This window comes from Phoenicibacter congonensis, assembly GCF_902386915.1.
Taxonomy (GTDB): Bacteria; Actinomycetota; Coriobacteriia; order Coriobacteriales; family Eggerthellaceae; genus Phoenicibacter; species Phoenicibacter congonensis.
This window is the reverse complement of record NZ_LR698997.1, coordinates 12,380-37,309: the sequence shown is the minus strand read 5'-3', so window position 1 is coordinate 37,309 and position 24,930 is coordinate 12,380. Positions and strand designations below refer to the sequence as shown.

The 24,930-nt window shown below is 43.5% G+C and carries 20 protein-coding genes and 1 tRNA gene; all 21 read left to right on the top strand.

Going from position 1 to position 24,930, the window contains the following annotated elements; all coding sequences use genetic code 11:
- The first annotated feature begins 459 nt into the window (after positions 1–459).
- Positions 460–1,011: an LOG family protein gene (locus tag FXZ76_RS00170; protein WP_079535131.1), complete on the top strand. Its 552-nt coding sequence runs from the start codon at positions 460–462 to the stop codon at positions 1,009–1,011.
- Positions 1,012–1,513: 502 nt separating this feature from the next.
- Positions 1,514–1,735, top strand: a complete 222-nt coding sequence (locus FXZ76_RS00165; RefSeq protein WP_079535130.1) for a FeoA family protein — start codon at positions 1,514–1,516, stop codon at positions 1,733–1,735.
- Complete coding sequence (locus FXZ76_RS00160; protein ID WP_172618926.1) at positions 1,735–4,269, top strand: FeoB-associated Cys-rich membrane protein; 2,535 nt, start codon at positions 1,735–1,737, stop codon at positions 4,267–4,269. The genes FXZ76_RS00165 and FXZ76_RS00160 overlap by 1 nt, the downstream gene beginning before the upstream one ends.
- Before the next feature lie 167 nt (positions 4,270–4,436).
- Positions 4,437–5,009 (top strand): 2-oxoacid:acceptor oxidoreductase family protein, encoded by a 573-nt coding sequence (locus tag FXZ76_RS00155; protein WP_079535129.1) that lies wholly within the window; start codon positions 4,437–4,439, stop codon positions 5,007–5,009.
- Entirely contained in the window at positions 5,009–5,332 is a 324-nt protein-coding gene (locus FXZ76_RS00150) for a 4Fe-4S binding protein (RefSeq protein ID WP_197682067.1), read from the top strand. Before FXZ76_RS00155 ends, FXZ76_RS00150 begins: the two co-directional genes overlap by 1 nt.
- On the top strand, positions 5,332–6,549 hold the full coding sequence (locus FXZ76_RS00145) for a hypothetical protein (RefSeq protein WP_079535128.1): 1,218 nt from the start codon (positions 5,332–5,334) through the stop codon (positions 6,547–6,549). The genes FXZ76_RS00150 and FXZ76_RS00145 overlap by 1 nt, the downstream gene beginning before the upstream one ends.
- Positions 6,549–7,499, top strand: a complete 951-nt coding sequence (locus FXZ76_RS00140) for a thiamine pyrophosphate-dependent enzyme (protein ID WP_079535127.1) — start codon at positions 6,549–6,551, stop codon at positions 7,497–7,499. The genes FXZ76_RS00145 and FXZ76_RS00140 overlap by 1 nt, the downstream gene beginning before the upstream one ends.
- A gap of 188 nt (positions 7,500–7,687) precedes the next feature.
- Complete coding sequence (locus FXZ76_RS00135) at positions 7,688–9,397, top strand: glucose-6-phosphate isomerase (RefSeq protein ID WP_079535126.1); 1,710 nt, start codon at positions 7,688–7,690, stop codon at positions 9,395–9,397.
- Between the two features lie 2 nt (positions 9,398–9,399).
- Positions 9,400–11,961 (top strand): carbamoyltransferase HypF, encoded by a 2,562-nt coding sequence (locus FXZ76_RS00130; RefSeq protein WP_079535125.1) that lies wholly within the window; start codon positions 9,400–9,402, stop codon positions 11,959–11,961.
- 2 nt (positions 11,962–11,963) lie between these two features.
- Positions 11,964–12,194 (top strand): HypC/HybG/HupF family hydrogenase formation chaperone, encoded by a 231-nt coding sequence (locus tag FXZ76_RS00125; protein ID WP_079535124.1) that lies wholly within the window; start codon positions 11,964–11,966, stop codon positions 12,192–12,194.
- A complete protein-coding gene (hypD, locus tag FXZ76_RS00120; protein WP_079535123.1) occupies positions 12,194–13,288 on the top strand; it encodes a hydrogenase formation protein HypD in 1,095 nt (364 codons plus the stop codon). Before FXZ76_RS00125 ends, hypD begins: the two co-directional genes overlap by 1 nt.
- 9 nt (positions 13,289–13,297) lie before the next feature.
- Positions 13,298–13,783 (top strand): pantetheine-phosphate adenylyltransferase, encoded by a 486-nt coding sequence (coaD, locus tag FXZ76_RS00115; protein WP_079535122.1) that lies wholly within the window; start codon positions 13,298–13,300, stop codon positions 13,781–13,783.
- Positions 13,784–13,810: 27 nt separating this feature from the next.
- Positions 13,811–15,145 carry a threonine/serine exporter family protein gene (locus FXZ76_RS00110; protein ID WP_079535121.1) on the top strand — a complete coding sequence of 445 codons (1,335 nt, stop codon included), beginning with the start codon at positions 13,811–13,813 and terminating at the stop codon, positions 15,143–15,145.
- Positions 15,146–15,475: 330 nt separating this feature from the next.
- A complete protein-coding gene (locus FXZ76_RS00105) occupies positions 15,476–16,684 on the top strand; it encodes a chloride channel protein (RefSeq protein WP_079535120.1) in 1,209 nt (402 codons plus the stop codon).
- Positions 16,685–17,021: 337 nt separating this feature from the next.
- Positions 17,022–18,296 carry an ammonium transporter gene (locus FXZ76_RS00100; RefSeq protein WP_079535119.1) on the top strand — a complete coding sequence of 425 codons (1,275 nt, stop codon included), beginning with the start codon at positions 17,022–17,024 and terminating at the stop codon, positions 18,294–18,296.
- A gap of 18 nt (positions 18,297–18,314) precedes the next feature.
- Positions 18,315–18,653, top strand: a complete 339-nt coding sequence (locus FXZ76_RS00095) for a P-II family nitrogen regulator (protein ID WP_079535118.1) — start codon at positions 18,315–18,317, stop codon at positions 18,651–18,653.
- 96 nt (positions 18,654–18,749) lie between these two features.
- A tRNA-Val gene (locus FXZ76_RS00090) sits at positions 18,750–18,824 on the top strand.
- Positions 18,825–19,410: 586 nt separating this feature from the next.
- Positions 19,411–19,962, top strand: a complete 552-nt coding sequence (locus tag FXZ76_RS00085) for a LemA family protein (protein WP_079535117.1) — start codon at positions 19,411–19,413, stop codon at positions 19,960–19,962.
- 79 nt (positions 19,963–20,041) lie between these two features.
- A complete protein-coding gene (locus tag FXZ76_RS00080; protein WP_157887262.1) occupies positions 20,042–22,159 on the top strand; it encodes a DUF2207 domain-containing protein in 2,118 nt (705 codons plus the stop codon).
- Positions 22,160–22,168: 9 nt separating this feature from the next.
- Positions 22,169–24,238, top strand: coding sequence for an ABC-F family ATP-binding cassette domain-containing protein (locus FXZ76_RS00075; RefSeq protein WP_079535115.1), 2,070 nt, complete (start codon positions 22,169–22,171; stop codon positions 24,236–24,238).
- 10 nt (positions 24,239–24,248) lie between these two features.
- The gene (locus FXZ76_RS00070) at positions 24,249–24,923 is read left to right on the top strand and encodes a site-2 protease family protein (protein WP_079535114.1); all 675 of its coding nucleotides are present in this window, start codon (positions 24,249–24,251) and stop codon (positions 24,921–24,923) included.
- Positions 24,924–24,930 lie beyond the last annotated feature (7 nt).

Below are 24,930 nucleotides of genomic sequence, written 5' to 3'. Positions count from 1 at the left end.
GGCGTTTGAGTTTAAATGCCCTCTTTTTATTTGCATCTAGCTAGTCATGATAGATGCAAAAGTTACGGCTTAAGTGTTTTGAATTGCTGAAGAAATTTTGTACCTTCTCGAGTGATTTCTCCCTTAGCAATGTTTCGAACGGAGAACGATTGCTGGTGATTGTCTGTGGGAAACACAACTTGAGGTTTTCCTCAAAATAATCCAAACGTTTTTATGTATAAAAAAGTGGAAGACTTCCTAATGAACGGTTGTTTCCGAATTTGGAAACTATTATTTACTTCGCCGCCAATAAAGCATTTCTCTTTTAAAGCTTAACAAGATTGCTGGGCAGTCGCGTTTTATATAATTATTTAAGGTTTGAGAGTCAATACAATGCCTCTTGTGCGGCAAGTTATTTCTCATCTATTCTGCACGTGGCATTTCATGAAAGCGATTGACTTCTTTTTATTTGGAGAGAACATGAACATTACTGTTTATTTGGGTGCTTCCTTTGGGAACGACCCTAATTATAAAAAAGCTGCCGAAGAATTTGGCGCTTGGATTGGAGACAATGGTCACTCTTTAATTTATGGCGGCTCGAAAGTCGGGCTCATGGGCGCCGTTGCAAAAAGTGCACTTGATCACGGTGCACATGTAACTGGAGTTGAGCCTCATTTCTTTATTGACCAAGATTTGCAGTTCGAGGAAGTATCTGATTTGATTGTGACAGAGAACATGCAACAGCGAAAAGCTCTAATGTTACAAAAGGGTGACGCCTATGTTGCTCTCCCAGGAGGAACTGGAACACTTGAAGAGATTTCAGAAATCATGTCGCTGTGTTCGCTTCATCGCCTGCACAAGCCATGCTTCATCCTCAATCTCGACGGCTATTATGATCCTCTGCGAACACTTCTTGATGAGATGATAGAAAAAGGCTTTTCAACGCCTTCGCGTCTCTCAGAAATTCAGTTTGTTTCTACTGTCGCAGAATTAAAAAAAACTCTTTCGCATGTGCTTGAGAAAAGTAGCTAGCACCTTTAATTTATTTTTAACTCCTTTAAAAAGTGGCCCTAGCAGACACTTTTACCAAACTTATTCCTCAGGTGAGTTTGTATTCGGCACAAAGTCAATTCCAATTTGTGAAGAAGGAACTTTACCAAGTGTGTTTCCCGGGTGTATTTGTTGTATGAATTGATAGCTTGTTCGTGGGGATTAACACACCTTTGTCACATTTAGTTTCTTCCTTGAATTTATGTATGGCACCAATTTAGCTTTAATTAACGTAAATACTATTGTTGTACCCTGCAAAACTTGCCTAAATGTCATAACTTTTATGCCTGGCACTAATGCAAATGGGGTGCCTAACTTGGATTTATGTTGGCTGATTCCTTAAAAATTCAGAGATTTAAAAAGTTTTCGCTAATTTGAGTTCGCATGTGCTAACATAGGTATCGGTAATTTATGTTAGCTATTGCTAACAGTTAATTTCTCAGGTTAATTATTTGTTGCTTATTAAATGTTTGGGAGTTTTTGGATGAAAACAATGAAAGACGCTAAGGTGGGTGACGTGAGCATTGTTGCCAATATCCAAGGGTCTGGGGCACTTCGTCGCAGAATCATGGATATGGGCATCACTCGTGGCACTGCACTCAAGGTTGTTAAGGTTGCTCCGCTAGGAGACCCTATGGAAATCGAGTTGAGGGATTATCATTTGAGTTTGCGTCGCAAAGATGCAGAAATGATTGAGGTGCAATAATGGGCATGTCAATCGCACTTGCTGGCAATCCTAACAGTGGCAAAACGACTCTTTTTAATGCTCTCACAGGCGCTAACCAATATGTAGGCAATTGGCCTGGTGTAACTGTTGAAAAGAAACATGGATTCATTAAAGGCCACAAAGACGTTCGCATCACTGACCTTCCAGGAATATATTCCTTGTCCCCCTACACTCAGGAAGAAGTTGTTGCTAGAAATTTCCTTCTTGATGAACGTCCAGATGTAATTCTGAACATTGTAGACGGCTCTAACATTGAGAGGAATCTCTATCTCACTACACAACTAATCGAGCTTGGCATCCCGGTTGTGGTTGCTATTAACATGATGGACGTTGTTCGCAAAAGCGGCGTTACTCTTAACACGAAACTACTCGGGGAAAAATTAGGCTGCTCAGTAGTTGAGATTTCAGCTGCAAAAGGCGAAAATGTGCAGGAAGCCGCTGAACTGGCAATTGAAGCTGCAAGGAAGGGCGACAGAGCTCCGTGTCATAGCTATGCGGGTTGTGTAGAACACGCTCTGGCGCACATTGAAGAGCGCGTTTTGCATGATTTCCCAGAGTCGATTCAAAAATGGTATGCAATTAAAATCTTTGAGGGCGACCAAAAAATCCTTGATAAGATTGGCGTTTCACAAGAAGATCGTGAGCATGTGCAGCATGACATTGAAGCTGCTGAGCAAGAACTTGGGGATGATGCGGAAACAATCATCACTAATGCAAGATATGACTACATTGTTCCAATCGTTAAAGAGTGTAAAAAAGCACCAGAAAAGCCAAAGAAGCCGATTTCCGAAAAAATCGACAGTGTAGTCACGAACAGAGTCTTGGGACTTCCAATTTTTGCCCTTGTGATGTTCTTGATTTTTAACATCGCGATGGTTTGGGTTGGTCAGCCAGCAACCGACTGGGTAAACGATAACCTTTTTGGCGATGGTTTTTTTGTAAACAGCGAAAGCCAGCAGGCCTATGAAGAGGCTGCTGATGAGTATGCAGAAGGAAATTATGCTGATAAGATCAGTGGATATCTCGCTGCGGCTGAGGCTAAAGGCATTGACACTGAAGAAGTCTCAGGTGCGGTTGATGCATTAGCAGAAGATCCAGAAGACGCTGACGCTAATAAAACGCTTGATGATTTTGTGACCGCTAATGCGTCTTTCACGGCAAGAGATGTTGACTTGTATGAAGACGATGTCCCAACTGGAGACAAGATTGAGGTTACTTCTTCGGACTTTGAGGAAGCTGTCCTTGCTCAGGCTGACGAACCTGACCCTGCAGATTATGATGGTTTTATTCCTTCTTTAACTAATGCTGCAAGTGATTGGCTCGAGAGTCTTGAATCGCCATCATGGTTACAGGGCTTGATAGTTGATGGCATTATTGGTGGTGTTGGTGCGGTACTCGGATTTGTTCCACAGTTGATGGTATTGTTCATCTGCCTTGCATTTATTGAAGAATGCGGATATATGGCGCGTGTTGCATTCGTGCTTGACAGATTGTTTAGACGCTTTGGACTCTCAGGCAAAAGCATAATCCCAATGCTCATCTCAACAGGTTGTGGCGTGCCTGCGATTATGTCAACGCGCACAATTGAGGAGCCGAAGGAACGTCGAATTACTGTCATGACCACAACGATGATTCCTTGTTCTGCTAAGTTGCCAATCATCGCTCTCATTGCGGGCGCAGTCATGGGCGGTGAGTATGCGGCAGTAATCACAACTGCAGCCTACTTCGGTGGCATCTTCGCAATCTTGATTAGTGGACTTTTCCTCCAAAGGTTAAACCGCTTCAAGGGAGAGTCATCACCGTTTATCATGGAGCTTCCACAATATCATCTTCCAAAACTCACTTCTGTTTTGAAAACAATGTGGGACCGTGCATGGGCCTTCATTAAAAAAGCTGGAACCATCATTCTCCTTTCAACTATTGTGATTTGGTTCCTTCAGAACTTTGGTTTTGCAGAAGGCTCATTCGGAATGCTTGAAGAAGATCAAATTGATTCTTCAATACTTGCCGCAATCGGCAATGCTCTCTGCTGGATTTTTGCCCCACTTGGATTTGGCGAATGGCAAACAACTGTCACATGCCTAACAGGTCTTGTTGCGAAGGAAAACCTCGTTTCAACAATGTCTGTTATTTATGGTGGCAGCATTGGCGTGAGCGAGTTCTTCCGCGCTATGGCGGCACCTGCAGCACTTGCATTCTTGTTCTTCAACTTGCTGTGCGCACCTTGCTTCGCTGCAATGGGTGCAATCAAGCGCGAAATGAACAGCGCACGTTGGTTCTGGTTCGCCATTGGCTATCAATGTGGATTTGCCTACCTCGTTGGTACTCTAATTAATCAGATTGGCAACATTATTCTTGGTCAATTTGACTTTACTGGTGTTGTTGTTCTGCTTGTTCTAATAGTTGCAATCATTATTTGGAGAATGGTTGACAAAAAGCGCCAAGGCAAAAGCGCACTCTGCGATTGCGGAAGTTGCGGTGGTTGTCCTGCAAAGGATTTCTGCCACAAGTAGGCGCTAACTCTTTTTTGCGAATATATCAGCTGGGTTTAGTCACAGCAGGTTATTCGATATACTCCTAGATAGCCTCGTCGTTGACCGAAAAAGTCACGGCGAGGTTTTTTTGTTCGTCTTTAAGAACATAGAATTGATAATTGTCAATTTACAAAGAAAGGGGAAGTATGGCAAAGATGACAGAAATCAGATGGCATGCTCGTGCTGGCCAAGGTGCTGTTACTGCTGCAAAACTCATTGCAGACACTGCGCTTTCAGCTGGTGCCTACATCCAAGCAATGCCTGAGTATGGTCCAGAGCGCACAGGTGCTCCTTTGAAGGCCTACACTCGTGTTTCTGATCAACCAATCGAAGTACACAATTCAATCAAAACCCCAGACATCGTTGTTGTTTTGGACGAAACACTTCTTGATATTGTTGATGTTTTGGAAGGCATCAAGGACGACGGAGTTGTTATTTTGAACACTGCAATGACCGTTGCTGATGCCAGAAAGAAGCTAAATGCTCCTGAGAGTGTAAAAGTGGCTGCCGTTAACGCTTCCGACATTGCTCTTTCAACTATTAAGAGAGACATCCCAAACACCCCAATTTGCGGAGCTTTGGCTAAGGTGACTGGTGTGGTTTCTCTTGATGGGATTAAAGAACATCTCAAGACAACATTCGGTAAGAAATTTACGCAGGAAATCATTGATGCTAATTTAACAAGTGTTGATCGTGCATATGAGGAGGTGCAAGAATAATGCAGATGCCAAATCTTGAAACTTTCGACGAGTGGCGTCCGGAAGAAATTCCTCAAGGATATGTGTGCAATGCAGGCACAGCTAAAGAATATGTCACAGGTGGCTGGAGATCAAAGCGCCCTGTTTGGAAAAAAGATGCTTGCAAGAATTGCATGATGTGCTGGGTAGTTTGCCCTGATTCATCAATTCAAGTGAAAGACGGAGAAATGATTGGTATTGATTACGACCACTGCAAAGGATGCGGCGTTTGTGTTCATGAATGCAAATTTGATGCACTCTCAATCATTAAAGAATCTGAGGCTCTGGCGAAAGGAGACGAATAATGGCAACTTCACAACCATTTTCAGCTACTGGCAACCAGATGATTGCTGAGGCATTCCGTCAGGTTGATCCCGATGTAATGGCTGCATACCCTATCACCCCTCAAACCACTATTGTTGAGGGATATGCGAAGTTTGTGGCCAATGGACTCGTGCACACTGAGTTTGTTACTGTTGAATCTGAGCATTCAGCTATGAGTGCCTGTGTTGGTGCTTCTGCAGCTGGTGCTCGAGTGGCAACTGCAACTGCTTCTCAGGGATTAGCTCTCATGTGGGAAGAACTCTACATCGCTTCCGGCATGAGACTTCCAATCGTCATGGCGAATGCAAATCGTGCGCTTTCAGCACCAATTAACATTCACGGCGACCATTCCGACGTTATGGGTGCGCGCGACGCAGGTTGGATTATGTTTTTTGCAGAGACTGCTCAAGAGGCATATGACAACTCAATCATTTCTTTTCCAATTGCGGAAGATAGAGACGTTCATTTGCCTGTAATGACAACGCTTGACGGATTCACTACTTCTCATGCAATGCAATATTGCGTTAAAGAAGACGATGAAACAGTCAAGAATTTCGTTGGCGACTATGTAGGAGAAAACGGACTGCTCACATCTTCTGAGCCTGTGGGTCATGGTCTTTTTGCTAACGGTTCTTCATACATGAAGACACGCAAAGTACTTCGTGACACATCACGCGCCGCTCTTCCAATTATTGAGAAATATGGCAAAGAGTGGGCAGAAATAACTGGTCGTCCATTCGACCTTGTCGATTGTTGGGGATGCGAGGATGCTGACATTCTCGTTGTCGTTCTTGGTTCGGCTGGCGGCAATGTCCGTCATGTTGCAAGGATTCTTCGTGAGGAAGGCGTTAATGTTGGCGTAATTCGTCCTCGCGTTTATCGTCCTTTCCCTGATGAGATTATTGTTAATGCCATCAAGCAAGTTGCAGATGCTCGCAAATGCAGCGTGGTTGTTCTCGACCGTGCTGACAGCATTGGTGACCATTTTGCACCACTTGGTGCAGATGTCGCATCGGCTCTTTTTGCAGCAGGCGTTAATGTTCCATTCAAGAATTATGTCTTTGGCCTTGGTGGTCTTGACTTTACTGAAAAGCTTGTTCGCCAAATCATTTCTGAGGCACAAGATTTGAGAGACAACGGGACTGAAAGCGGTACTCTTAAATTTATTGGATACATGGATGAGAAAGGGGAAGAATAATGGCTAATTTGAAAGAACTTTCTCAACTTCCTGAAAGACTTGCTCCAGGCCATCGCTTGTGTGCTGGATGTGGCGCTTCAATGTGTGTTCGTCAGGTGCTCATGGGCGTGCCAGAGGATTGCCAACCAGTAGTTGGCTGTGCAACTGGTTGCTTGGAAGTCTCGACTACGATTTATCCATATAACGCTTGGAATGTGCCTTTTATTCATAATGCGTTTGAAAACTCAGCAGCGACGGTTTCTGGTGTTGAAGCTGCGTTCAAAGCAATGCAGCGCGCGGGAAAAATTCCTGAGAATAAAAAGTGCAAGTTTGTGGCATTTGGCGGTGACGGTGGCACCTATGACATCGGCCTTCAGTCTTTGTCAGGTGCAATGGAGCGCGGACACGACATGGTTTATGTTTGCTATGACAACAATGCCTACATGAACACAGGCATTCAGCGCTCATCTGCAACCCCAAAAGGTGCTTGGGCAACGACTTCAGAAGTTGGTGCAGCACAGCAAGGCAAGCCACAAATCAGAAAAGACCTCGCAAGTGTGATTGCAGCTCATCACATTCCATATGTTGCTCAATCTACTGTGGGACATTGGAAAGATCTCACTGCAAAGGCAGCTAAAGCGTTTGAGTGCGAAGGTTCTGCCTTCCTCGTAGTGCTTGCTCCTTGTCCACGTGGTTGGAGATATTCCGAGGATTTGACGGCTCAAATTTGTCGTGCGGCAGTTAACTCACGTTACTGGCCTTTGTTCGAAGTTGAAAATGGTGTGTGGAACGTAACCGACGTTAAAGAGAACAAGCGTGTGCCTCTTGAGGACTTCTTGAAACCACAAGGTCGTTTCAAACATCTCTTTAAACCGGAAAATGCTGGTCTTCTTGAGGAAATTAAAGAAGATGTCGATTCCTATTGGAACTATCTCCAGGGAATGCAGACAGCAACGCATCCTGCAGAGTAGGCTCGTTTTAGGGTTTGCAGAATTCCGATTTTTGAATAAATAACAATGAAAAGCCTGGCTTTAGCTGGGCTTTTTTTCTTTTAAAGATTGTGTGTCTGGCACACGTGCTGGCGTTTGCGCAAGCTCAAGCGAAGTGCAGCGAAAGTCCCAGCGTGATATAATCATGACTTTAGCTAAAGGAGTTTTATATGAGCGATAATTCAGCGTCAAAGCTGCTGGTGGAAAACAGCGTAGCTAGAAGAATTGGTGCAGGAGATGCAAGCCTCTACGACTTTTCTGAAGACGCAATGGAATGTGCCGCGCAGTTTATGGGTTGGCGCGATTTAGCCTCAAGGCCTCCTGTTTCGCCAGGCTCTATCATTTCTTTCGCAAGACAGGCGAGAAATGACGGCTTGAACAAAGTTGTACTTCTTGGGCAAGGCGGCTCAACGCAAGCTCCAATGACAATCACAAAATATGACAAGCAAGATCGTGGAAATGTCACGTTTCGCATTATTGACTCGGTCTCACCTGTGCGTGTTCGTGAATTTTTGGAAACAACTAACCCTTTCGAGACGCTTCTTCTCGTCTCATCAAAGAGTGGTGGCACCATCGAGCCAAACTCGCTTTTAATTGCAATTAAACAGGCTTTCGCGCCAATTTTGGGAGATGAATTGCCTAACCACCTCGTTGCTATTACTGACCCTGGCTCTTCGCTTGACAAAATGGCGCAAGAAGAAGGCTGGCGAAAGATTTTCTATGGGAAGGAAAGCGTTGGAGGCCGTTATTCCGCACTTTCGGTGTTTGGCTTAGTGCCTGCTGCCTTAACTGGAATTGACATCATTAAGTTTCTTGAATTTGCAGCAGACGCTGAAGAGCAATGCAGAGCAGATGTGACCTCAAATCCCGCTGTTGAACTTGCTGCGTTTCTCTTTGAAAACTACGAGCGTGGTCGCAACAAGTTTTCGTTTCTCACACCAAAACGTGGTCGTGTTTTGGGCCTGTGGATTGAACAGCTCGTTGCGGAGTCATTAGGCAAGAATGGAAAAGGCGTCACGCCTAACATTGAAATTGACTCGCTTCTTCTCTCAAAAGACACCGGCGACAGAACTGCAATTATGTACGAAACTGAGACTGACTTTTGGGATGAAAAGGCTTCCTTTGAGTTGTCTTTGAAATATATTGATGAAAACATTCCTGTTAAGAAATTCAGCATTTCTAGTGTTTACGAGCTTGCACAACATTTTGTAATTTGGGAATATGCAATTGCAATGTGTGGATGGCTTATGAAAATCTGTCCGTTTGACCAGCCAGATGTTGCTTCTGCAAAAGCTGCTACTTTAAAGGTTTTGGAAGAAGGAAACCTTGATCGCGGAAGAAAAGTTAGCTATGCAGAAGAGGCGTACATGGGCGAAGCTCTTGTGTTTGCAAGTGATGCAATTCCTGAGTGTGACACATTGCATGAATCAATTCGCGCTCTTTTTGAGTCAATAGAACCTGGCGACTATTTCAGTGTAAATGCCTTTTTGCCATTTACTGGAGAAGGACGTCGTGAGGCTCTCGATAAAATTCGCTCAAGTGTGGCTCATGCATTTGGAGTTATGTCTTGCCTTGAAATTGGTCCAAGATTTTTACACAGCACTGGTCAGTTGCAAAAAGGTGGCCCTAACAACGGCGTGTTTTTAATTGTTTCAGCTAGTGAGCTAAAAGACATTGAGCTTGGCGATCATGCGAAAGCTCCAACTCTTGGAACTTTAGCACACGCCCAAGCGATTGGCGACATGCAAATCTTGAGTGAGAGAGGACGCAGAGCGCTACACATTCATCTCCCAAATAATTCAGGTGTTGCAATTCGTCTTTTGAATCACATTGTTCGAGACGTGATTGATGACATGATTATAGAAAAGCAGGCGAAATAGTTTTGAATCGTTGCGTTAGATTACACATAAAAGGCATTGTACAAGGGGTCGGATTCAGACCCTTTGTTTATCGTGAAGCAAAGAAGCATTTGATTTCAGGCTGGGTGCTCAATGCCTCCGATGGCGTGCATGTTGAAGGTGAAGGGGAAGAAAAAAACGTTGCCTCTTTTATTATGGCGCTTTCTGAAAATGCTCCTGCTGCATCTAGCGTGAAAGAAATTAGCATTGAAGACATTCCATTGCAACACTTTGAGGGTTTTGAGATTCGCATGTCAGACGAGGATTGCGTAAACGAAAAAACTCTTGTTTCTCCCGACATTGCAATGTGCACCGACTGCATGCGAGAACTTTTTGATAAAAATGACAGGCGTTATCACTACCCATTTATTAACTGCACAAATTGCGGTCCTCGTTTTACGATTATTGATGAGCTTCCCTACGATCGCCCTAAGACTTCGATGAAGAAGTTCCCGATGTGTGAAGCTTGCGAAATCGAATATAGAGATCCTGCAAACAGGCGTTTTCACGCGCAGCCAAATGCCTGTTTTGAGTGTGGTCCCCATGTTTATCTTGACGATTTTTGTTCCATTAAAGAGGGAACGAATCTCGAAATTTCAGATGCTATTTTTTCGGAATGTGCACGGCGTCTGAAAGATGGTGAGATTCTTGCAGTAAAAGGTCTTGGCGGTTTTCATCTCGTTTGTGACGGGAAAAATCCAGAGGCATTAAACAAGCTGCGTGCTCGCAAGCACCGCGACAACAAAGCGTTTGCGGTCATGATGAAAAGCGTAGATGTTGTGAGGGGTTTTTGCAATGTAAGCGACGCAGAAGCAAGCATTTTGGATTCTCCTGAAAAACCTATCGTTCTTTTAAAAAAACTCAGTTCTATCTCGCAGAACTCTCGCAGTTGCGGTGACAGTTACCTGACTCACAAGATTACTCACGCATCAATAAACGATGCCTTCGAGTCAGACGATAATTGCTCTGACACTTCTGCAGCAAAATGTTCCAATGAAGATTTTTCAGCAAGTAGGTGCACTGCATGTTTTAATCTTCCAGATGCTCTCTCTGGAGATTTGCCAGAACTTGGTGTGATGCTTCCATACACTCCCGTTCAAGCGCTTTTGCTTGAATCATTCGAAAAAGTTTCTAATGATGATTCTGCAGTTCTTGTTATGACTTCGGGCAATTTGCATGATGAGCCAATTGTCACAGACGATGATGTGGCAAAAACAAAGTTTTTGGGGATAGCAGATGCAATTCTTGGAAATGACCGAGAGATACTCACGCGTTTTGATGATTCGGTTGTGCGTGTTCTTGATTTTGGAAACGATGAGTCAGCAGTACAAATGATTCGACGTGCTAGGGGATATGCACCTCGTCCTTTGAGCGTTCCTTTTGAAAATGATTTTGAAACTTTTGCAACTGGCCCTGAGCAAAAAAACACATTCACTTTTGTGCGCAAGCAGCATGCTTTTGTTTCGCAACACAATGGCGACGTTGGAGATGTTGATGTTTCTGACGCTTGGTTTGAGACGAAATCTCGGTTTGAGAATTTGTTTGATTTGAGTGATCATTGCGCAATTGTGTGTGACAAACATCCTGAATATTTGACAAGCAAATGGGCGAAAAAACATGTAATTGAAGCAGAGGAACCGCTTGGGTTCGATGAAGTCTATCATCATCATGCGCACATAGTTTCAGCAATGGCTGAAAATGGAATTGATGAAGCAACCATCGGTTTTTCTTTTGACGGAACAGGTTTTGGTGCAGATGGTTGCATTTGGGGTGGCGAAGTTCTTCTTTCAAACCTTGAGACCTATGAAAGAGTTGCTAATTTTGCCTATTTTCCGCTACCTAGTGGGGCAGGGGCAGTCAAAAAACCAACTCGCACTGCATATGGCTTGCTTTATTCTTGCGATCTTCTTGATGAGGCAAGAGAGTTCGTGAGTGAGATGGGAGATGAGGCGAAAGCGTGTGAATCGCTCATTGAGTCTAGCACCAACACTCCCTACACTTCTTCAGTGGGAAGATTATTTGATGCTGTTGCTGCACTGTTAGGGATTTGCGTTCAGCCTACATATGAGGGCGAGGCTGCCATTGAGCTTGAGGCAGCCATGTTTAACTTCGAGTTTGATGATTATGATTCGGATGATGTGCGATATGCATTTGAAGTGCAAAAGAATTCCGCTACTGAACACTCAACAGCTCTAGACACTTCTATGTTTGTAATTGATCCCAAAAAAGTGGTCGCCGCGATTCTTGAAGACATTAGAAATAATGTTGACAAAGCGGTTATTGCGAGACGATTCCATGATGCAATAGTGAAGCTAGTTAGACTGATTGCGCAAATTACCTACCAAATTTATGGCATTAAAAAGTGCGTTTTGGCTGGCGGCGTATGGATGAATCGTTATTTGTGCGAAAGTAGTGTGGCTGCCCTAGAGAGCGATGGCTTTGACGTTATTCTGAACAGAGACCTGTCACCTAACGACGGTGGGGTATCATATGGGCAAGCAATAGTTAACTGTGCACGACATAGAGCGAAGGCGGTCGAAGAGTAGACATGTGCTTGGCAATTCCAGCAAAAGTTGAATCATTAGAGGAAGGCAACATCGCCAATGTCAACATCTTGGGAACAAGACGACGCGTTTCTTGCGACTTAACGCCAGATGTTAAAGTTGATGATTATGTTCTTGTTCACGCTGGTTTCTCGATTGAAATTGTTGATGAGGTAATTGCACAGCAGACCCTCGATTTAATAAAAGAAATGCCTGAGTTTTCGGAGATTTGTTAATGGAGCCAGTGCCAAGCATTTTGGAAGGTTTCCGCAATCCAGACCTTGCAAAAACGCTAATAAAAGCGATAGAGAACCACAATGTTGACAGAGATGTCAACTTAATGGAGGTCTGCGGAACTCACACGGTCTCGATTGCGCGCGCAGGAATTAAATCAATTATTCCGTCAAACATTCATTTGATATCAGGTCCAGGTTGTCCTGTTTGCGTTACTGCAAATGTAGACATAGACAAGGTTATTGCTCTCACTAAAATGCCTGATATTGTCATAACGACTTTTGGGGACATGACGCGTGTGCCAGGGTCGACTTCGAGTCTGCTAAAAGAGCAGGCACGAGGTGCAGACATTCGAATCGTCTATTCACCGCTTGACGCTCTGAATGTTGCTGTGGAGTCGCCTGATAAACAGGTGATATTTGTTGGAGTTGGTTTTGAGACTACAACCCCTTTGATAGCTTCTACTGTTCTTCGAGCAAAATCGATGGGGCTTAATAATTTCTCAGTTTTCGTGGCCCACAAAAACATGCCAGGCGCATTGGAAACTATCGTCAATGACCCTCAAGTTAAAGTTGATGGCTTGATTTTACCAGGCCATGTGTCAGTCATTATCGGCACGAAACCCTATGAGTTTCTGGCGCAAAAATATCACATTCCAGGTGTGGTAACAGGTTTTGAACCTGTTGACATTCTTCGAGGCGTAGAGATGTTAATGTGTCAGATTTCTGATGGTGAGGCAAGAATCGAGAATGCATATGCAAGAGCTGTCGAGTCCAAAGGTAATGTTGCTGCCAAGGAGGCAATTGCTAATGTGTTTGAAACATGCGATGCCGAGTGGCGTGGAATTGGGGAAATAGCTGGCAGCGGCTACAGAATTCGTGATGAATATAAAGAATTTGACGCATGGAGCAGATTTGGCCTAGAAGTTGAGCCAACTGTGGAACCGAAAGGTTGTCGTTGCGGTGATGTTTTAAGAGGTGTAATATCTCCAAAAGAGTGCCCATTATTCCGCAAGGTTTGCACTCCAGAAAACCCAGTTGGGCCATGTATGGTTTCTTCTGAAGGAAGCTGTGCGGCATATTATCGTTATTACTAAGGAGAAATTGTGCGACAAATTGCAATCGTGCCAGGCACGTTTGACCCCATTACGCTTGGTCATCTTGACATTATTAAACGCGCGTCTCTGCTTTTTTCCGACGTGATTGTTGGTGTTGCTGCATCTAAAAACAAGCATCCTAAGTTTGACATTGACACGAGAGTGAAACTTGTTAGTGAAGCCGTTGGCGACATGGACAACGTTTCAGTTAAGCCATTTACGAATATGCTCGTTAAATTTGCTAAAGACAATAACGCTGAAGTTATTGTTAAGGGACTGCGCGCGATTACTGATTTTGAATATGAGTTTCAGCAGGGTGCATTAAACCACCAAATTGATCCAAATCTCGAGAATGTCTATATCATGAGTGCACCTGAGTATATGTATGTTTCAAGCTCGGTTGTGAGAGAGTTACACGAACTCGATGCCGACATTTCTAAACTTGTGCCAGAGTGTGTGCTAAATTATTACGCAGAGTTGAAAAAACAGAAGTAACCTGATACTAGGAGTTTTAGGAAAAGAATGAACAAAGTAAAACCTGTTGGCACAAATCATCATATGCCTGTTGCTTGGCATGAAGAAATCGAAACCGACAGGAATGTCCCAGCAGGTCATGCAACTCTTCACGAAAAAACTTCCATTATTTGTCGCATGGCGGCTTTGTTCCTTAAAAGTGGTTCTGGTGGATGGCGTGTTCGAGATGCTGTAAACAGAACTGCCCGCGCCTTGAATGTCACGGCTACTGTGTCGATTGGACTCACCGACATTGAGTGTACTGTGCGAGAGGGCGCAGAACAGATTTCACAAACTGTTGTAATTCCAGAAAGTGGTGTTAACACCAATCTCGTTCTTGATCTTGATAAATTTCTCGTTGAGATCGACGACCATGGATATGACATCTCTGTTACCAACTATCATCTTCGAATGGATGAGGCCAGGAACAAGAAAGCTCTTTACAATCCCTATGTTAGTGGCCTTGCTTCGGCAGCTGCTTGCGGCGCATTTACTTTTTTGCTGGGCGGAGGACTCATAGAGATGATTTGTGCTTTTGTTGGAGCTGGAATCGGACAAATTGTAAGGAGACTCCTTCTTGCTAACAGAATTAATCAGTTGCTGGCAGTTGGTCTTGGAGTTGCATGTTCTTGTCTCGCATATTTCCTTTCGTTGTGTTTCATTAGTCTTTTTGTTCCCGACGCGTTGATGCATCAAATGGGATACATTGGCGCTATGCTGTTCGTTATCCCTGGATTTCCTCTGATTACTGCCGCGCTAGACATGTATTTGTTTGACATGCGAAGCGGAATTGAGCGCCTAGTTTATGCATCGCTCACAATTTTGCTTGCAACTCTCGTCGGGTGGATGCTTGCGGTCTTCTTGCAATTAAAACCTGGAGATTTTCTGCCACTTGACATCCCTGAGATTGGAATGTGCGGTTTGCGATTAGTTGCGGCTTTCGTTGGTGTCTTTGGATTTTCGATAATGTTTAACTCTCCCGTTAAAGTTGCATTTACTGCAGGCGTTATGGGCGGAATATCTGACACTCTAAATCTGGAACTCGTAAAATACTTTGGATTCGCACCTGAAATAGGAGCTTTTGTTGGGGCATTTACCGCAGGTATTCTTGCTAGTTTAGTTTGGCAAAAAACGAGGTATCCACGCACTGCCATCACTGTTCCCTCAGTTGTAATCATGGTGCCAGGGCTCTATCTTTATAAAGCTATGTTCTTTATGGCGCAGTTCGAAACAGGAGAAGCTTTCTCTTGGCTAATTCACGGAGTTATGGTTATCGTTTGCTTGCCGTTTGGGTTAGTTCTCGCTCGAGCACTAACAGACTCTCACTGGAGACACACTTCCTAGTTGCTTTTGCACGTTTTAGTTGCTGCGATTTAAAAACATCTAAGTTCTCGTTGCTTTACGCATTTATGTAGTTTTTTCGATTCAAATAACGCTAGTTAATGCTTTGAATTGCAAATTTTTAAGAGAATTTTCACCTTGATTGTATTTTTATTTGGGCATTACTGAGGTTTTCTCATTACTTTCATTGTTTTTTGACACGTTCGCTCAGCAGATGAGATCGTTCTCTTTTTAGACCTGCGTTAATCCTTCCTTTTTTCAATGTGCACAGAGGTTCTTCGCTTTCTTTTTAGTCATGTTTGAGAGGCATGCCTAGCAATATAATGTTTTGCTGTGGAGAGGTTTTTAAAGATTGTCAAAATTGGGCTTGTTTCAATCGTAATTGGGCTGGCAGTAGGGCTGCTGGTTTCCCTGTTTGCGCTCGCCCTTTTTTGGTGTAATTCGTTTCGCGCAACTCGCCAGTGGCTTGTATTGCTTCTTCCTTTTGGTGGGCTTTTCATTTTGGCAATTCATCACGCTGCGAAGGTGGATAACCCTGGTGGAACTAATCTCGTTATCGAGAGAATGCATGAGAAGAAATATGTTCGATGGGTCATGACACCTTTGATTTTTGTTTCGACCTTAGTTTCCCAGTTCTTTGGTGCTAGCATCGGCAGGGAGGCAGCAGCGTTGCAAATTGGTGGTTCTTTTGGAAGTACCATCGGCCGGTTGTTTAAGGTCCCAGATTCTGATTCTCCAATCATTATCATCTCAGGCATGAGTGCGGCTTTCTCTGCTCTTTTTGGAACACCGATGGCAGCTTGCGTTTTTGCCCTAGAAATAGAAAAAGGCAGAGTGAGCACGCCTCAAGCTATTTTGCCTGCAGCAATTTCAGCATTGATTGCCAGAGTAATTGCAGGCTTTTTAAACGTTCCTTTTTTAATCGCCGAATTGAACACCTCTCTTCCTTTTAACCTAGAAACGACTGGCATAGTTTGCTTTTTTGGATTGTGTTGCGCTGCTGCTTCCGTTATTTTTTCTCAGAGCATTAAATACACGAAAGTTCTCTACAAAAAGCTGTCTAAGAGCAAAATTCTTCCGATTCTGTGGTCATCGCTAATCATCATTGCAGGAACCTATCTTGTTGGAGATCAAACCTACAATGGCGCTGGGACTGAGACAATCCTAGCTTGTTTAACTAACGCATCTTTGAGACTTGCTTGGTATGTTTGTGTTTTGAAGTTGCTGTTTACATGCATTAGCCTAGGTGGCGGATTCCAGGGGGGAGAAATTATTCCTGCTCTGTTTGTGGGAGCTACTTTTGGTAACTTTTACGCTCAAATATTTTCTGTTGACGTTGTTGTTTTTGCTGCGCTTGGCATGATTGGTATGTTTTGCGGAATAACGAAGTGTCCTCTAGCTTCGCTTCTGCTTGCAGTTGAATTGTTTGGTTTTGTAACCCCTGAATTTTTCCTACTCGTTGTTGGAATATCTCTCATCGCATCAGGAAAATTTAGAATCTATTCTCAGCAGCAACTTGGCTTTCTTGAACGCATTTGGTAGAGGTTTATAGTCTCTTTCTTTGCTTTAACCTGCGTTTCATGCTTTGTTTTTGTGGCGCGGTTGTTTCGCTTTGCTCGATAGTATGCATGACTAATATAGAGTTCAGTTTTGCTTGCGGCACCGAGGTAAAGGTGTAATGCATTATTTAAACACTACGTCTTGTGACATTAAAAAACATGTTTACACTGGGATTATTTCAAGTCAGTTTCGATGCTGTTTCTGTTTAATTGCCAAGTGTTTAACTCTCTATTAAATTCAGTTTGTAGTCCAGTGTCTAAATTCATCAGTTTCATAATCGGAGTTATTCAATGGAAAAACTTAGGGATGGGAGGAAATGATGTTTGATTCTGGTAACACTGGATTCATGATTGTTTGTGCGATGCTCGTGCTGCTCATGACGCCGGGGTTGGCGTTTTTTTATGGCGGTCTTTCGCGCCGCAAGAATGTCGTCAACACGATGATTATGTGTTTTGGAGTGCTTGGAATTGTAGCTCTCACTTGGACCATGTTTGGCTGGTCTTTTGCCTATGGGGGGGATGGCTCGATTCCATTCTTTGGCGGATTTGACCAAATTGGGCTGTTTGGTTTGGTTGGCAACCTCATAAACGAGGATGCAAGTGCACTGTCGCATGAGACCTATCCTGCGTTAGTAGATGTTTTTTTCCAAATGGCGTTTTGCATGATTACAACTGCAATCATCACAGGCGCTCTTGCAGGAAGAATGAAGTTTGGTGCAATTTGTGCTTTTGTTGCCGTTTGGACAATTGTTGTGTATCCACCACTGGCTCACATGGCGTGGGGTGGAGATGGCAGCTTCATTGGTGACACAATTGGCGCGCTTGACTTTGCAGGTGGTGATGTTGTCCACATTTCATCGGGTCTCACAGGTTTGATCTTGGCTCTTTTGCTGGGGAAGCGCAAGGGTTTTGGAGTTATGAGCTACAGACCTCACAACGTTCCATTTGTAGCCCTTGGCGCAACACTTCTGTGGTTTGGCTGGTTCGGTTTTAATGGAGGAAGCCAGTTTGCTGCGGATGGTGTTGCAGCACTAGCTGTTCTCAACACTGTTGTTGCTTCTGGAGCAGGTCTTGTTGCATGGATGACTGTTGAGCGTGTTCGAAATGGAAAACCGACGTTAGTTGGTGCTGCAACTGGTCTTGTGGCTGGTCTGGTGGCAATTACACCTGCTGCTGGTTTTGTGGAGCCATGGGCAGCTGTTCTAATGGGCATCATTGTTGCTCCAATTTGCTACTTTGCTGTTTCTTTCTTAAAGGCCAAGATTGGTTACGACGACGCACTTGATGCTTTTGGTTGCCATTCGGTCGGCGGAATTATCGGCGGCATTTTAACAGGCGTTTTCTGCGTCCCAGATCTCAGCTGGACCGACAAAGGAGGTTTAATTTACACTGGCGATCCAAGCTTGCTGTTAAGTCAAATTCTCGGCATTCTAGTTACAATTGTCTTTGTCGCTGTAGCAGATGTTATTATCGGTCTTGTTATTAAGGCTATCTTTAAAGGGGACCTTCGTGTTTCTGAGGAAGAGGAAGCACTTGGCCTCGATGTTTCGGTGCATGGCGAGTCGGCTTACCCAGCCTACATCGGTCTTGATTAGAGTTGAAAGGAGCAAATCATGAAAAGAATTTCAGCAATAGTTAGACCCGAAAAGCTTGAAGCGTTAAAAGAGGCGCTATCGGCCGCCAAAGTTAATGGCATGACAATTTCGCAAGTGATGGGTTGTGGCACTCAGCATGGATGGAAAGAGTATTACCGAGGAACTGAGGTGATGCTTAACACGATTCCTAAGATTCGTTTCGAGATTATTACTGAAGAAGAACGCGTGGATGAAATAGTCGACATCATTTGCGAAACCGCAAGAACTGGCAATGTTGGAGACGGGAAGATTTTTGTCACACCAGTTGACGAGGTTGTGAGAATTAGGACAGGAGAGCGTGGCAACAAGGCAGTTTAAGCCATCACACAAAATTTGAACATCATAATCCTTAAAAGATGGGCGTTGAAATGACGCCCTTCTTTACTGCTATAATGTTTTCTTGTTATTTATTGTGGTCGCTTGGCTCAGCGGGAGAGCATCGCCTTCACACGGCGGGGGTCACTGGTTCAAACCCAGTAGCGACCACCATCTGAATGAATCTGACGGCGCACTTCGCGCGAAAATCTTCAACTCGAAAAATTCACGTACGCCAAGTACGCTAGAATTTTCCTCGTTCGATTTTCCCGCGAATTGCGCTCGTCAGATTCATTCAGAAACTATCGTATATGTCATTTTTGCTTGGTTTTGTTTGAACGCCATTTTATGATTGCTCGTTGAAGTCCGTCTCGATTGCCGAGCGAAAAATCTTCAACTCGAAAAATTCACGTACGCAAAGTACGCTAGAATTTTCCTCGTTCGATTTTCCCGCGAATTGCGCTCGTCAGATTCATTCAGAAACTACCTCCTATAGTCTTAGCTCTCCTTTATCTTCACATTGCAAGCGAATCTGAACTGCATCTTTTATCGAAATCCCTCTTGTTTATCCATTATTACCGTCCTGTTTTCTAAAAAAATACTTTCATTTAACAGGAAAAGTGCCTTATGTATGTTTTCCTAAACTCACATGTGTAATTTTTATGTTCCAAAAGAGAAACACTTGACATATGTCACTTCTGCTAAAACTAGTGCCCTTATATAATTGTTTTAAAGTTTTTAAATTATTTAAGGAGGACACATGACCATCATTATCGTAGTCATCGTTGTTATTGTGGCACTAGCCTTGCTGCTTATTTCGATGTACAACAACTTTGTAAAACTCCGCAATCTTTGCGACAACGCATGGGCGCAAATAGATGTACAACTTCAGCGTCGTCTTGATTTGATCCCAAACATTGTCGAAACGGTTAAAGGCTATGCAAAACATGAGTCAGAAACTTTCCAGAAAGTCACAGAGGCTCGTTCTGCTGTTGCAAACGCATCGACGCCTGAGGAAAAAATGGCCGCAGATAATGTCCTTACAGGAACATTAAAGTCGCTTTTCGCTGTTGCTGAAGCCTATCCAGAGTTGAAGGCAAACACAAACTTCCTCGAGCTTCAGAGCGAGCTTTCGAACACCGAGGACAAAATCAGCTACATGCGTCAGAGCTACAACGACGTTGTTATGAAGTACAACAACGCTTTGCAAACATTCCCTGGCAACATTTTTGCTGGAATGTTTGGCTTTCAAGCACGCCCAAGCTTTGATGCAGCGTCGGGTGCCGAGGTTGCTCCAAAAGTTCAATTCTAGAAATCCGTTCGTTTTTAAGGTGAGAATTATGCACTCTCAATACAAAAGAGCGCTATGGCCAACCACGCTTTTAATTGCCTTGTTTGTTTTTGTAGTCTTTCTGGTTCCGCAAAGAGTTGCTTTTGCGAAAGACTATTCGCTCACAAAAACAGACATAACTGCGACTGTCAACAGTGACACTTCCATGAACGTCACACAATCTCGCCAGGTAGAATTCGATGGCGTTTTTTCGCTTCTAATGGTTCCTCTCGGCAGTGATGCTGATTTTGAAATTGATTCAGTGACAGTTAAGAGGGTTGATGAAGCAGGCTTTGCCCCCGAAGAATTGCCACAAGTTGACTTTGTGTCTGAATGGAGATATTCCGGTGGGCCAGACGTTGCCGCATATACTATCGATAATAGCGATGGCACGGTTTATGTGTTTTCTAGCTATTCATCTGGAACCTACGAAATCACTCTAAATTATGTTTATAAAAACGCCGTCAGTGTTTATAAAGACACTGCAGAGCTCTATTGGAAGTTTGTCTCTGATGTGTGGGAAAAGAAGTCAAGCGATGTCACGTGCACGGTGAACTTGCCAGTTCCTGAAGGTGTTATTCCTTCTCAAGATGTTAGGGCATGGGCTCATGGGCCTCTAGATGGACACATCGACAACAATCAAACGTCCATTCAAATGAGCGTTCCTTCGGTGGCATCAGGATCTTTTGCTGAGACTCGCGTTTGTTTTCCGAATAGTTGGATAACAAGCTATGACAGTGCCTATCAAGGGGCAAATCCAAGACGTGAAATGCTTTCTTCTATTCTTGCTGAAGAAGATAAATATGCAAACGACGCTAATTTTCAACGCACAAAAAACTTGGCATTGTTATGCGCTTTGATTGCAGTGCCAATTGTTCTCATAATTGTTTTCTTGATCCTGTTCTTTAAATATGGAAAGGAACACAAGCCTGTGTTTCAGGGCGATTATTGGCGCGACGTACCAGACCCCGAATGGAGCCCTTGTGTGATTTCTCGAAATGAGAACTGGGGAAAAGAGAAGCAATCTGATTTAATCGCAGCAATAATGCATCTTCATGCACGAGGGATTATTAAGATTGAAGACTGTGGGCTATCGCACAATGATAAATCTAAGAGAAATAAGAACGATTATGTTATCTCTATTGGCAACCCTACGGCTAAAAAACTTTCTGCATTAGAGCGTGAAACATTGCGCTTTCTTTTTGAAGAAGTTCCTGTTGGCGTGGGAAAGCCTTCGTCAAGTACCTCGGCTTCTGTGTCCGCACAGAATAATTTATATGATTCGGGGTCTTCAGAATCTGTGCAATCTGCAGGGCAATTCGATGCAAGAGCCGAAACTCCATCAGTGTCGGTGAGCAATATTTCCTCTGTGTCGGTTCTTGGGGATTTAGACCCATTTGAAATATATAAAGGCACTTCGATTTTGTTCTCCGACATCTCTGACATGGCAAAAGATAATGGGGTTTATGCTGAATCATGTCTTAGTGATTGGCAAGGAGTTCTTTCTAAAGAAGTTGATAAAGCACAACTGTTCGAGGAAAAAGGAACAAAAATTTCAACAGTATTCAACACTGTTTCGGGAATACTTACAGGAATTATGTTCCTAATCCTTCTGGCCCTTATTTTCCTTTGGGATACCGACATTGTTTCTGGGGATCTTGTGGTTTATGGTATCTTCGCTGTGATTTTAATGTTTGTGGTTGGAATCATCTTCAAGAAAATTAGCCACCTGATGCTTCGACGCACAATTCGGGCGAACGAAGCCCACGCGAAGACTAAAGCGCTTAAGAAATGGCTTTGCGATTTCACAGCATTGGGCGAGCGTCCTGCACTTGATACAACTGTGTGGGGCGAATTCATGGTTTATGCCTATGTCCTTGGTGTTGCTAAGCAAGCCATTGAGCAGCTAAAGATTGCTAACCCGAACATTTTTGTCGGTGAGAGTAATGACATTTCTGTGATGCCTTGGTGGTTCTGGTATTCTCCAGGAGTTAATCAAACAGGCGCATCGTTTATTGATGGAATTTCGAGCCTGGAGACTTCATTTAATGAAGTCACGAGCGCCATATCATCTGCCACTGGCGGTGACTGGTCTGACGGCGGTGGCTTTAGTGGTGGAGGCTTCTCTGGTGGCGGCGGAGGAGGCTTCGGCGGAGGAGGCTTCGGCGGAGCGCGCTAAAATTAAAGCATGATTTTACAAGTAGAACATTTATCAAAAGACTTTGGCTTTGGGTCGCTGTTTCGTGATGTCACTTTTCGTCTCAAGTCAGGCGAGCGTCTGGCGCTTGTCGGAGTAAATGGCGCTGGAAAGACCACGCTTCTAAACATTATTGCTGGGGTAGAACACCCTGACAATGGAGATGTTATTGTCGAAAAAGGTGCTGATATTGGCTATCTTCGCCAGGAAGCAATTGAAATGGAAGACAACGAAGTCTTCGATGAGGTGATTTCTTCGCAGACTGAGCTCATTTCTCTTGAGAGAGAGCTTCATGCTTTAGAAGACGAAGTTTCAAAAACACAAGACGATTCTTTGGTTGCTCGTCTTGGCGAAGTTCGTGAAAAGTTTGAGCTTGCTGGAGGTTACACTTTAGAGGCCGACGCGCGCGCTGTTTTGTTCGGTCTTGGATTTAAAGAAGAAGACATGAAGCGCAAAACGTCTGAATTCTCAGGTGGCTGGCAAATGAGAATTGCCCTTTCGAAATTGCTTGTTAAAGCACCAAAAATTTTGCTGCTTGACGAGCCAACAAATCATCTTGATCTTGAAAGTGTGCGCTGGCTTGAGTCTTTTTTGAAGGGCTATTCGGGAACAGTTATTGTTGTCTCTCATGATCGTGCTTTTATGGATAACGTGGTCAATCGTGTTGTTGAGATTGCAAATGGTAAATCGGAGTGCTATGAGGGAAATTATTCTAAATATTTAAAGCTTCGTGAAATTAGAATAGAGCAGCTAAAAGAAGACAAAGTCAAACAAGATGCTGAAATTGCGCATCTGGAAGATTTTGTTCGTAAATTTAGATATAAAGCTTCGAAGGCTAAGCAGGCTCAGGATCGCTTGCGTAAACTCGAGAAAATATACGAAAACAGAATTGAGATCCCGCCGGAGCCGAAAAGGGTTCACTTCAAGTTTGTTCAACCACAGCGCACCGGTGATGAAGTTGTCAAAATGCGCTCTATTCACAAAGCTTTTGGTGACCATGTTGTTTATGATGACGTTGATTTTACGATGTATAGAGGTGACAAGATTGCACTTGTTGGCCCGAATGGAGCTGGAAAATCTACACTTTTAAAGATGGTCGCAGGAGCTATCACGCCCGATAGCGGCACGTTAAAGTATGGAATTCATGTTGACTACACCTATTTTGCCCAGCATCAATTAGATGAACTTGATGTTCGAAACACGGTTTTTGAAGAGTTAGATCAAACAGCGCCTGGATGGACAATTTCTCAAGTTCGCTCGCTTCTTGGAGCTTTTTTGTTTAAAGGTGATGATGTGGACAAAAAAGTTAGCGTCTTGTCTGGCGGTGAAAAGTGTAGACTAGCGCTTGCTAAGATGCTTGTTGAACCAAAGCCGCTTTTGTGTTTGGATGAGCCAACAAATCACCTTGACATCGCCAGCGTAGACGTTTTAGAACAGGCACTAAATTCATTTGAAGGTAGCATTCTGTTCATTACTCACGATCGCCACTTGATACGAAGTGTTGCCAATAAAATTGCAGAAGTAAAAGATGGACAAATCAACGTTTATAACGGCGATTATGATTACTATCTTTTTAAAAGCGCTCAAGACGAAATGATGAATAACGATGAGCTGGCACACGCTAAAGAAGAAGTTGCACGTGAATCTTTTAATGCAGCGAACCCAAAACATGCCAAAGGTCTTGCAGGTGGAGGAAAGATTTCTTCCTCTGATAAAGCTAATGGTGGAAATAAATTTGCAAATGGTTCAGGTCAGTCACGTGGAGGTGCACCTAAAACAAAAGAACAGAAACGAGCAGAAGCTGAGGCTCGAAACAAAATGTCCACAATCACTAAAGATTTGCGTAAACAACTGGCTAATCTAGAAAAACAGATGGACGAAGATAGCGCAAGAATCGATGAGCTTTTAAAAATAATGGCTGAGCCAAATTTTTATATGACCGCTGAAAACCCAACGGCGATAATAACAGAACATGCAATGCTCAAAGAGAGATTGCCTGAAATTGAAGCAGAGTGGCTGGAAAGAAGCGAAGAGTTAGCTGTAATCCAGCAGAACTGTTAAACTTAAGTCTATGAATTTTGACACTATTGCTTCATATGCCTGCATAATACTGGCTTTTGTGCCAGCAATTGTTCTTCATGAAGTCGCTCACGGGTTTGCTGCATATAAACTAGGAGACCCCACGGCGAAGCAGGCAGGCCGTCTTTCTCTAAATCCAGCGAAGCATGTTGACATTTTTGGAACGGTAATTTTGCCACTGTTTCTTATGATAATGAACCTGCCTGTGTTTGGTTATGCAAAGCCTGTTCCATACAATCCAATGTATTTTAAGGACAAAAGAAAAGGTGACTGTATTGTTGGACTTGCAGGTCCTTTGGCTAACTTTGTAATGGCATTTGTTGGCGCATTGATTATGAACCTCTTTAAAGGGGAAGCGTTTGCTATTTATAACAATGTGATTGGCTATTACTTTTATTTCCTGTTTTTACCTCAGTTTATTTTGATTAACCTCTATTTGATGTTCTTTAATTTGATCCCAGTGCCGCCACTTGACGGCTCATCGATAATCGCTCTGTTTATTCCTGAGGACAAGTTGCCAAAATGGTATGCAATGCAGCAGTATGCGCTTCCAATTTTGCTAATTGCGATAATTGTTATTCCATACATCATCAACATTGATCTAATTTCGGCCTATTTAAATTTAACTGCGGGAAATCTCGGACGCCTCATGATTCCTTTTTACTAGAAGGCAA

Excerpts from the sequence above, each read along its gene's own strand:
- FXZ76_RS00170 (WP_079535131.1), top strand. The coding sequence starts at position 460 with ATGAACATTACTGTTTATTTGGGTGCTTCCTTTGGGAACGACCCTAAT.
- FXZ76_RS00165 (WP_079535130.1), top strand. The coding sequence starts at position 1,514 with ATGAAAACAATGAAAGACGCTAAGGTGGGTGACGTGAGCATTGTTGCC.
- FXZ76_RS00160 (WP_172618926.1), top strand. The coding sequence starts at position 1,735 with ATGGGCATGTCAATCGCACTTGCTGGCAATCCTAACAGTGGCAAAACG.
- FXZ76_RS00155 (WP_079535129.1), top strand. The coding sequence starts at position 4,437 with ATGGCAAAGATGACAGAAATCAGATGGCATGCTCGTGCTGGCCAAGGT.
- FXZ76_RS00150 (WP_197682067.1), top strand. The coding sequence starts at position 5,009 with ATGCAGATGCCAAATCTTGAAACTTTCGACGAGTGGCGTCCGGAAGAA.
- FXZ76_RS00145 (WP_079535128.1), top strand. The coding sequence starts at position 5,332 with ATGGCAACTTCACAACCATTTTCAGCTACTGGCAACCAGATGATTGCT.
- FXZ76_RS00140 (WP_079535127.1), top strand. The coding sequence starts at position 6,549 with ATGGCTAATTTGAAAGAACTTTCTCAACTTCCTGAAAGACTTGCTCCA.
- FXZ76_RS00135 (WP_079535126.1), top strand. The coding sequence starts at position 7,688 with ATGAGCGATAATTCAGCGTCAAAGCTGCTGGTGGAAAACAGCGTAGCT.
- FXZ76_RS00125 (WP_079535124.1), top strand. The coding sequence starts at position 11,964 with ATGTGCTTGGCAATTCCAGCAAAAGTTGAATCATTAGAGGAAGGCAAC.
- hypD (WP_079535123.1), top strand. The coding sequence starts at position 12,194 with ATGGAGCCAGTGCCAAGCATTTTGGAAGGTTTCCGCAATCCAGACCTT.
- FXZ76_RS00110 (WP_079535121.1), top strand. The coding sequence starts at position 13,811 with ATGAACAAAGTAAAACCTGTTGGCACAAATCATCATATGCCTGTTGCT.
- FXZ76_RS00100 (WP_079535119.1), top strand. The coding sequence starts at position 17,022 with ATGTTTGATTCTGGTAACACTGGATTCATGATTGTTTGTGCGATGCTC.
- FXZ76_RS00095 (WP_079535118.1), top strand. The coding sequence starts at position 18,315 with ATGAAAAGAATTTCAGCAATAGTTAGACCCGAAAAGCTTGAAGCGTTA.
- FXZ76_RS00085 (WP_079535117.1), top strand. The coding sequence starts at position 19,411 with ATGACCATCATTATCGTAGTCATCGTTGTTATTGTGGCACTAGCCTTG.
- FXZ76_RS00075 (WP_079535115.1), top strand. The coding sequence starts at position 22,169 with ATGATTTTACAAGTAGAACATTTATCAAAAGACTTTGGCTTTGGGTCG.
- FXZ76_RS00070 (WP_079535114.1), top strand. The coding sequence starts at position 24,249 with ATGAATTTTGACACTATTGCTTCATATGCCTGCATAATACTGGCTTTT.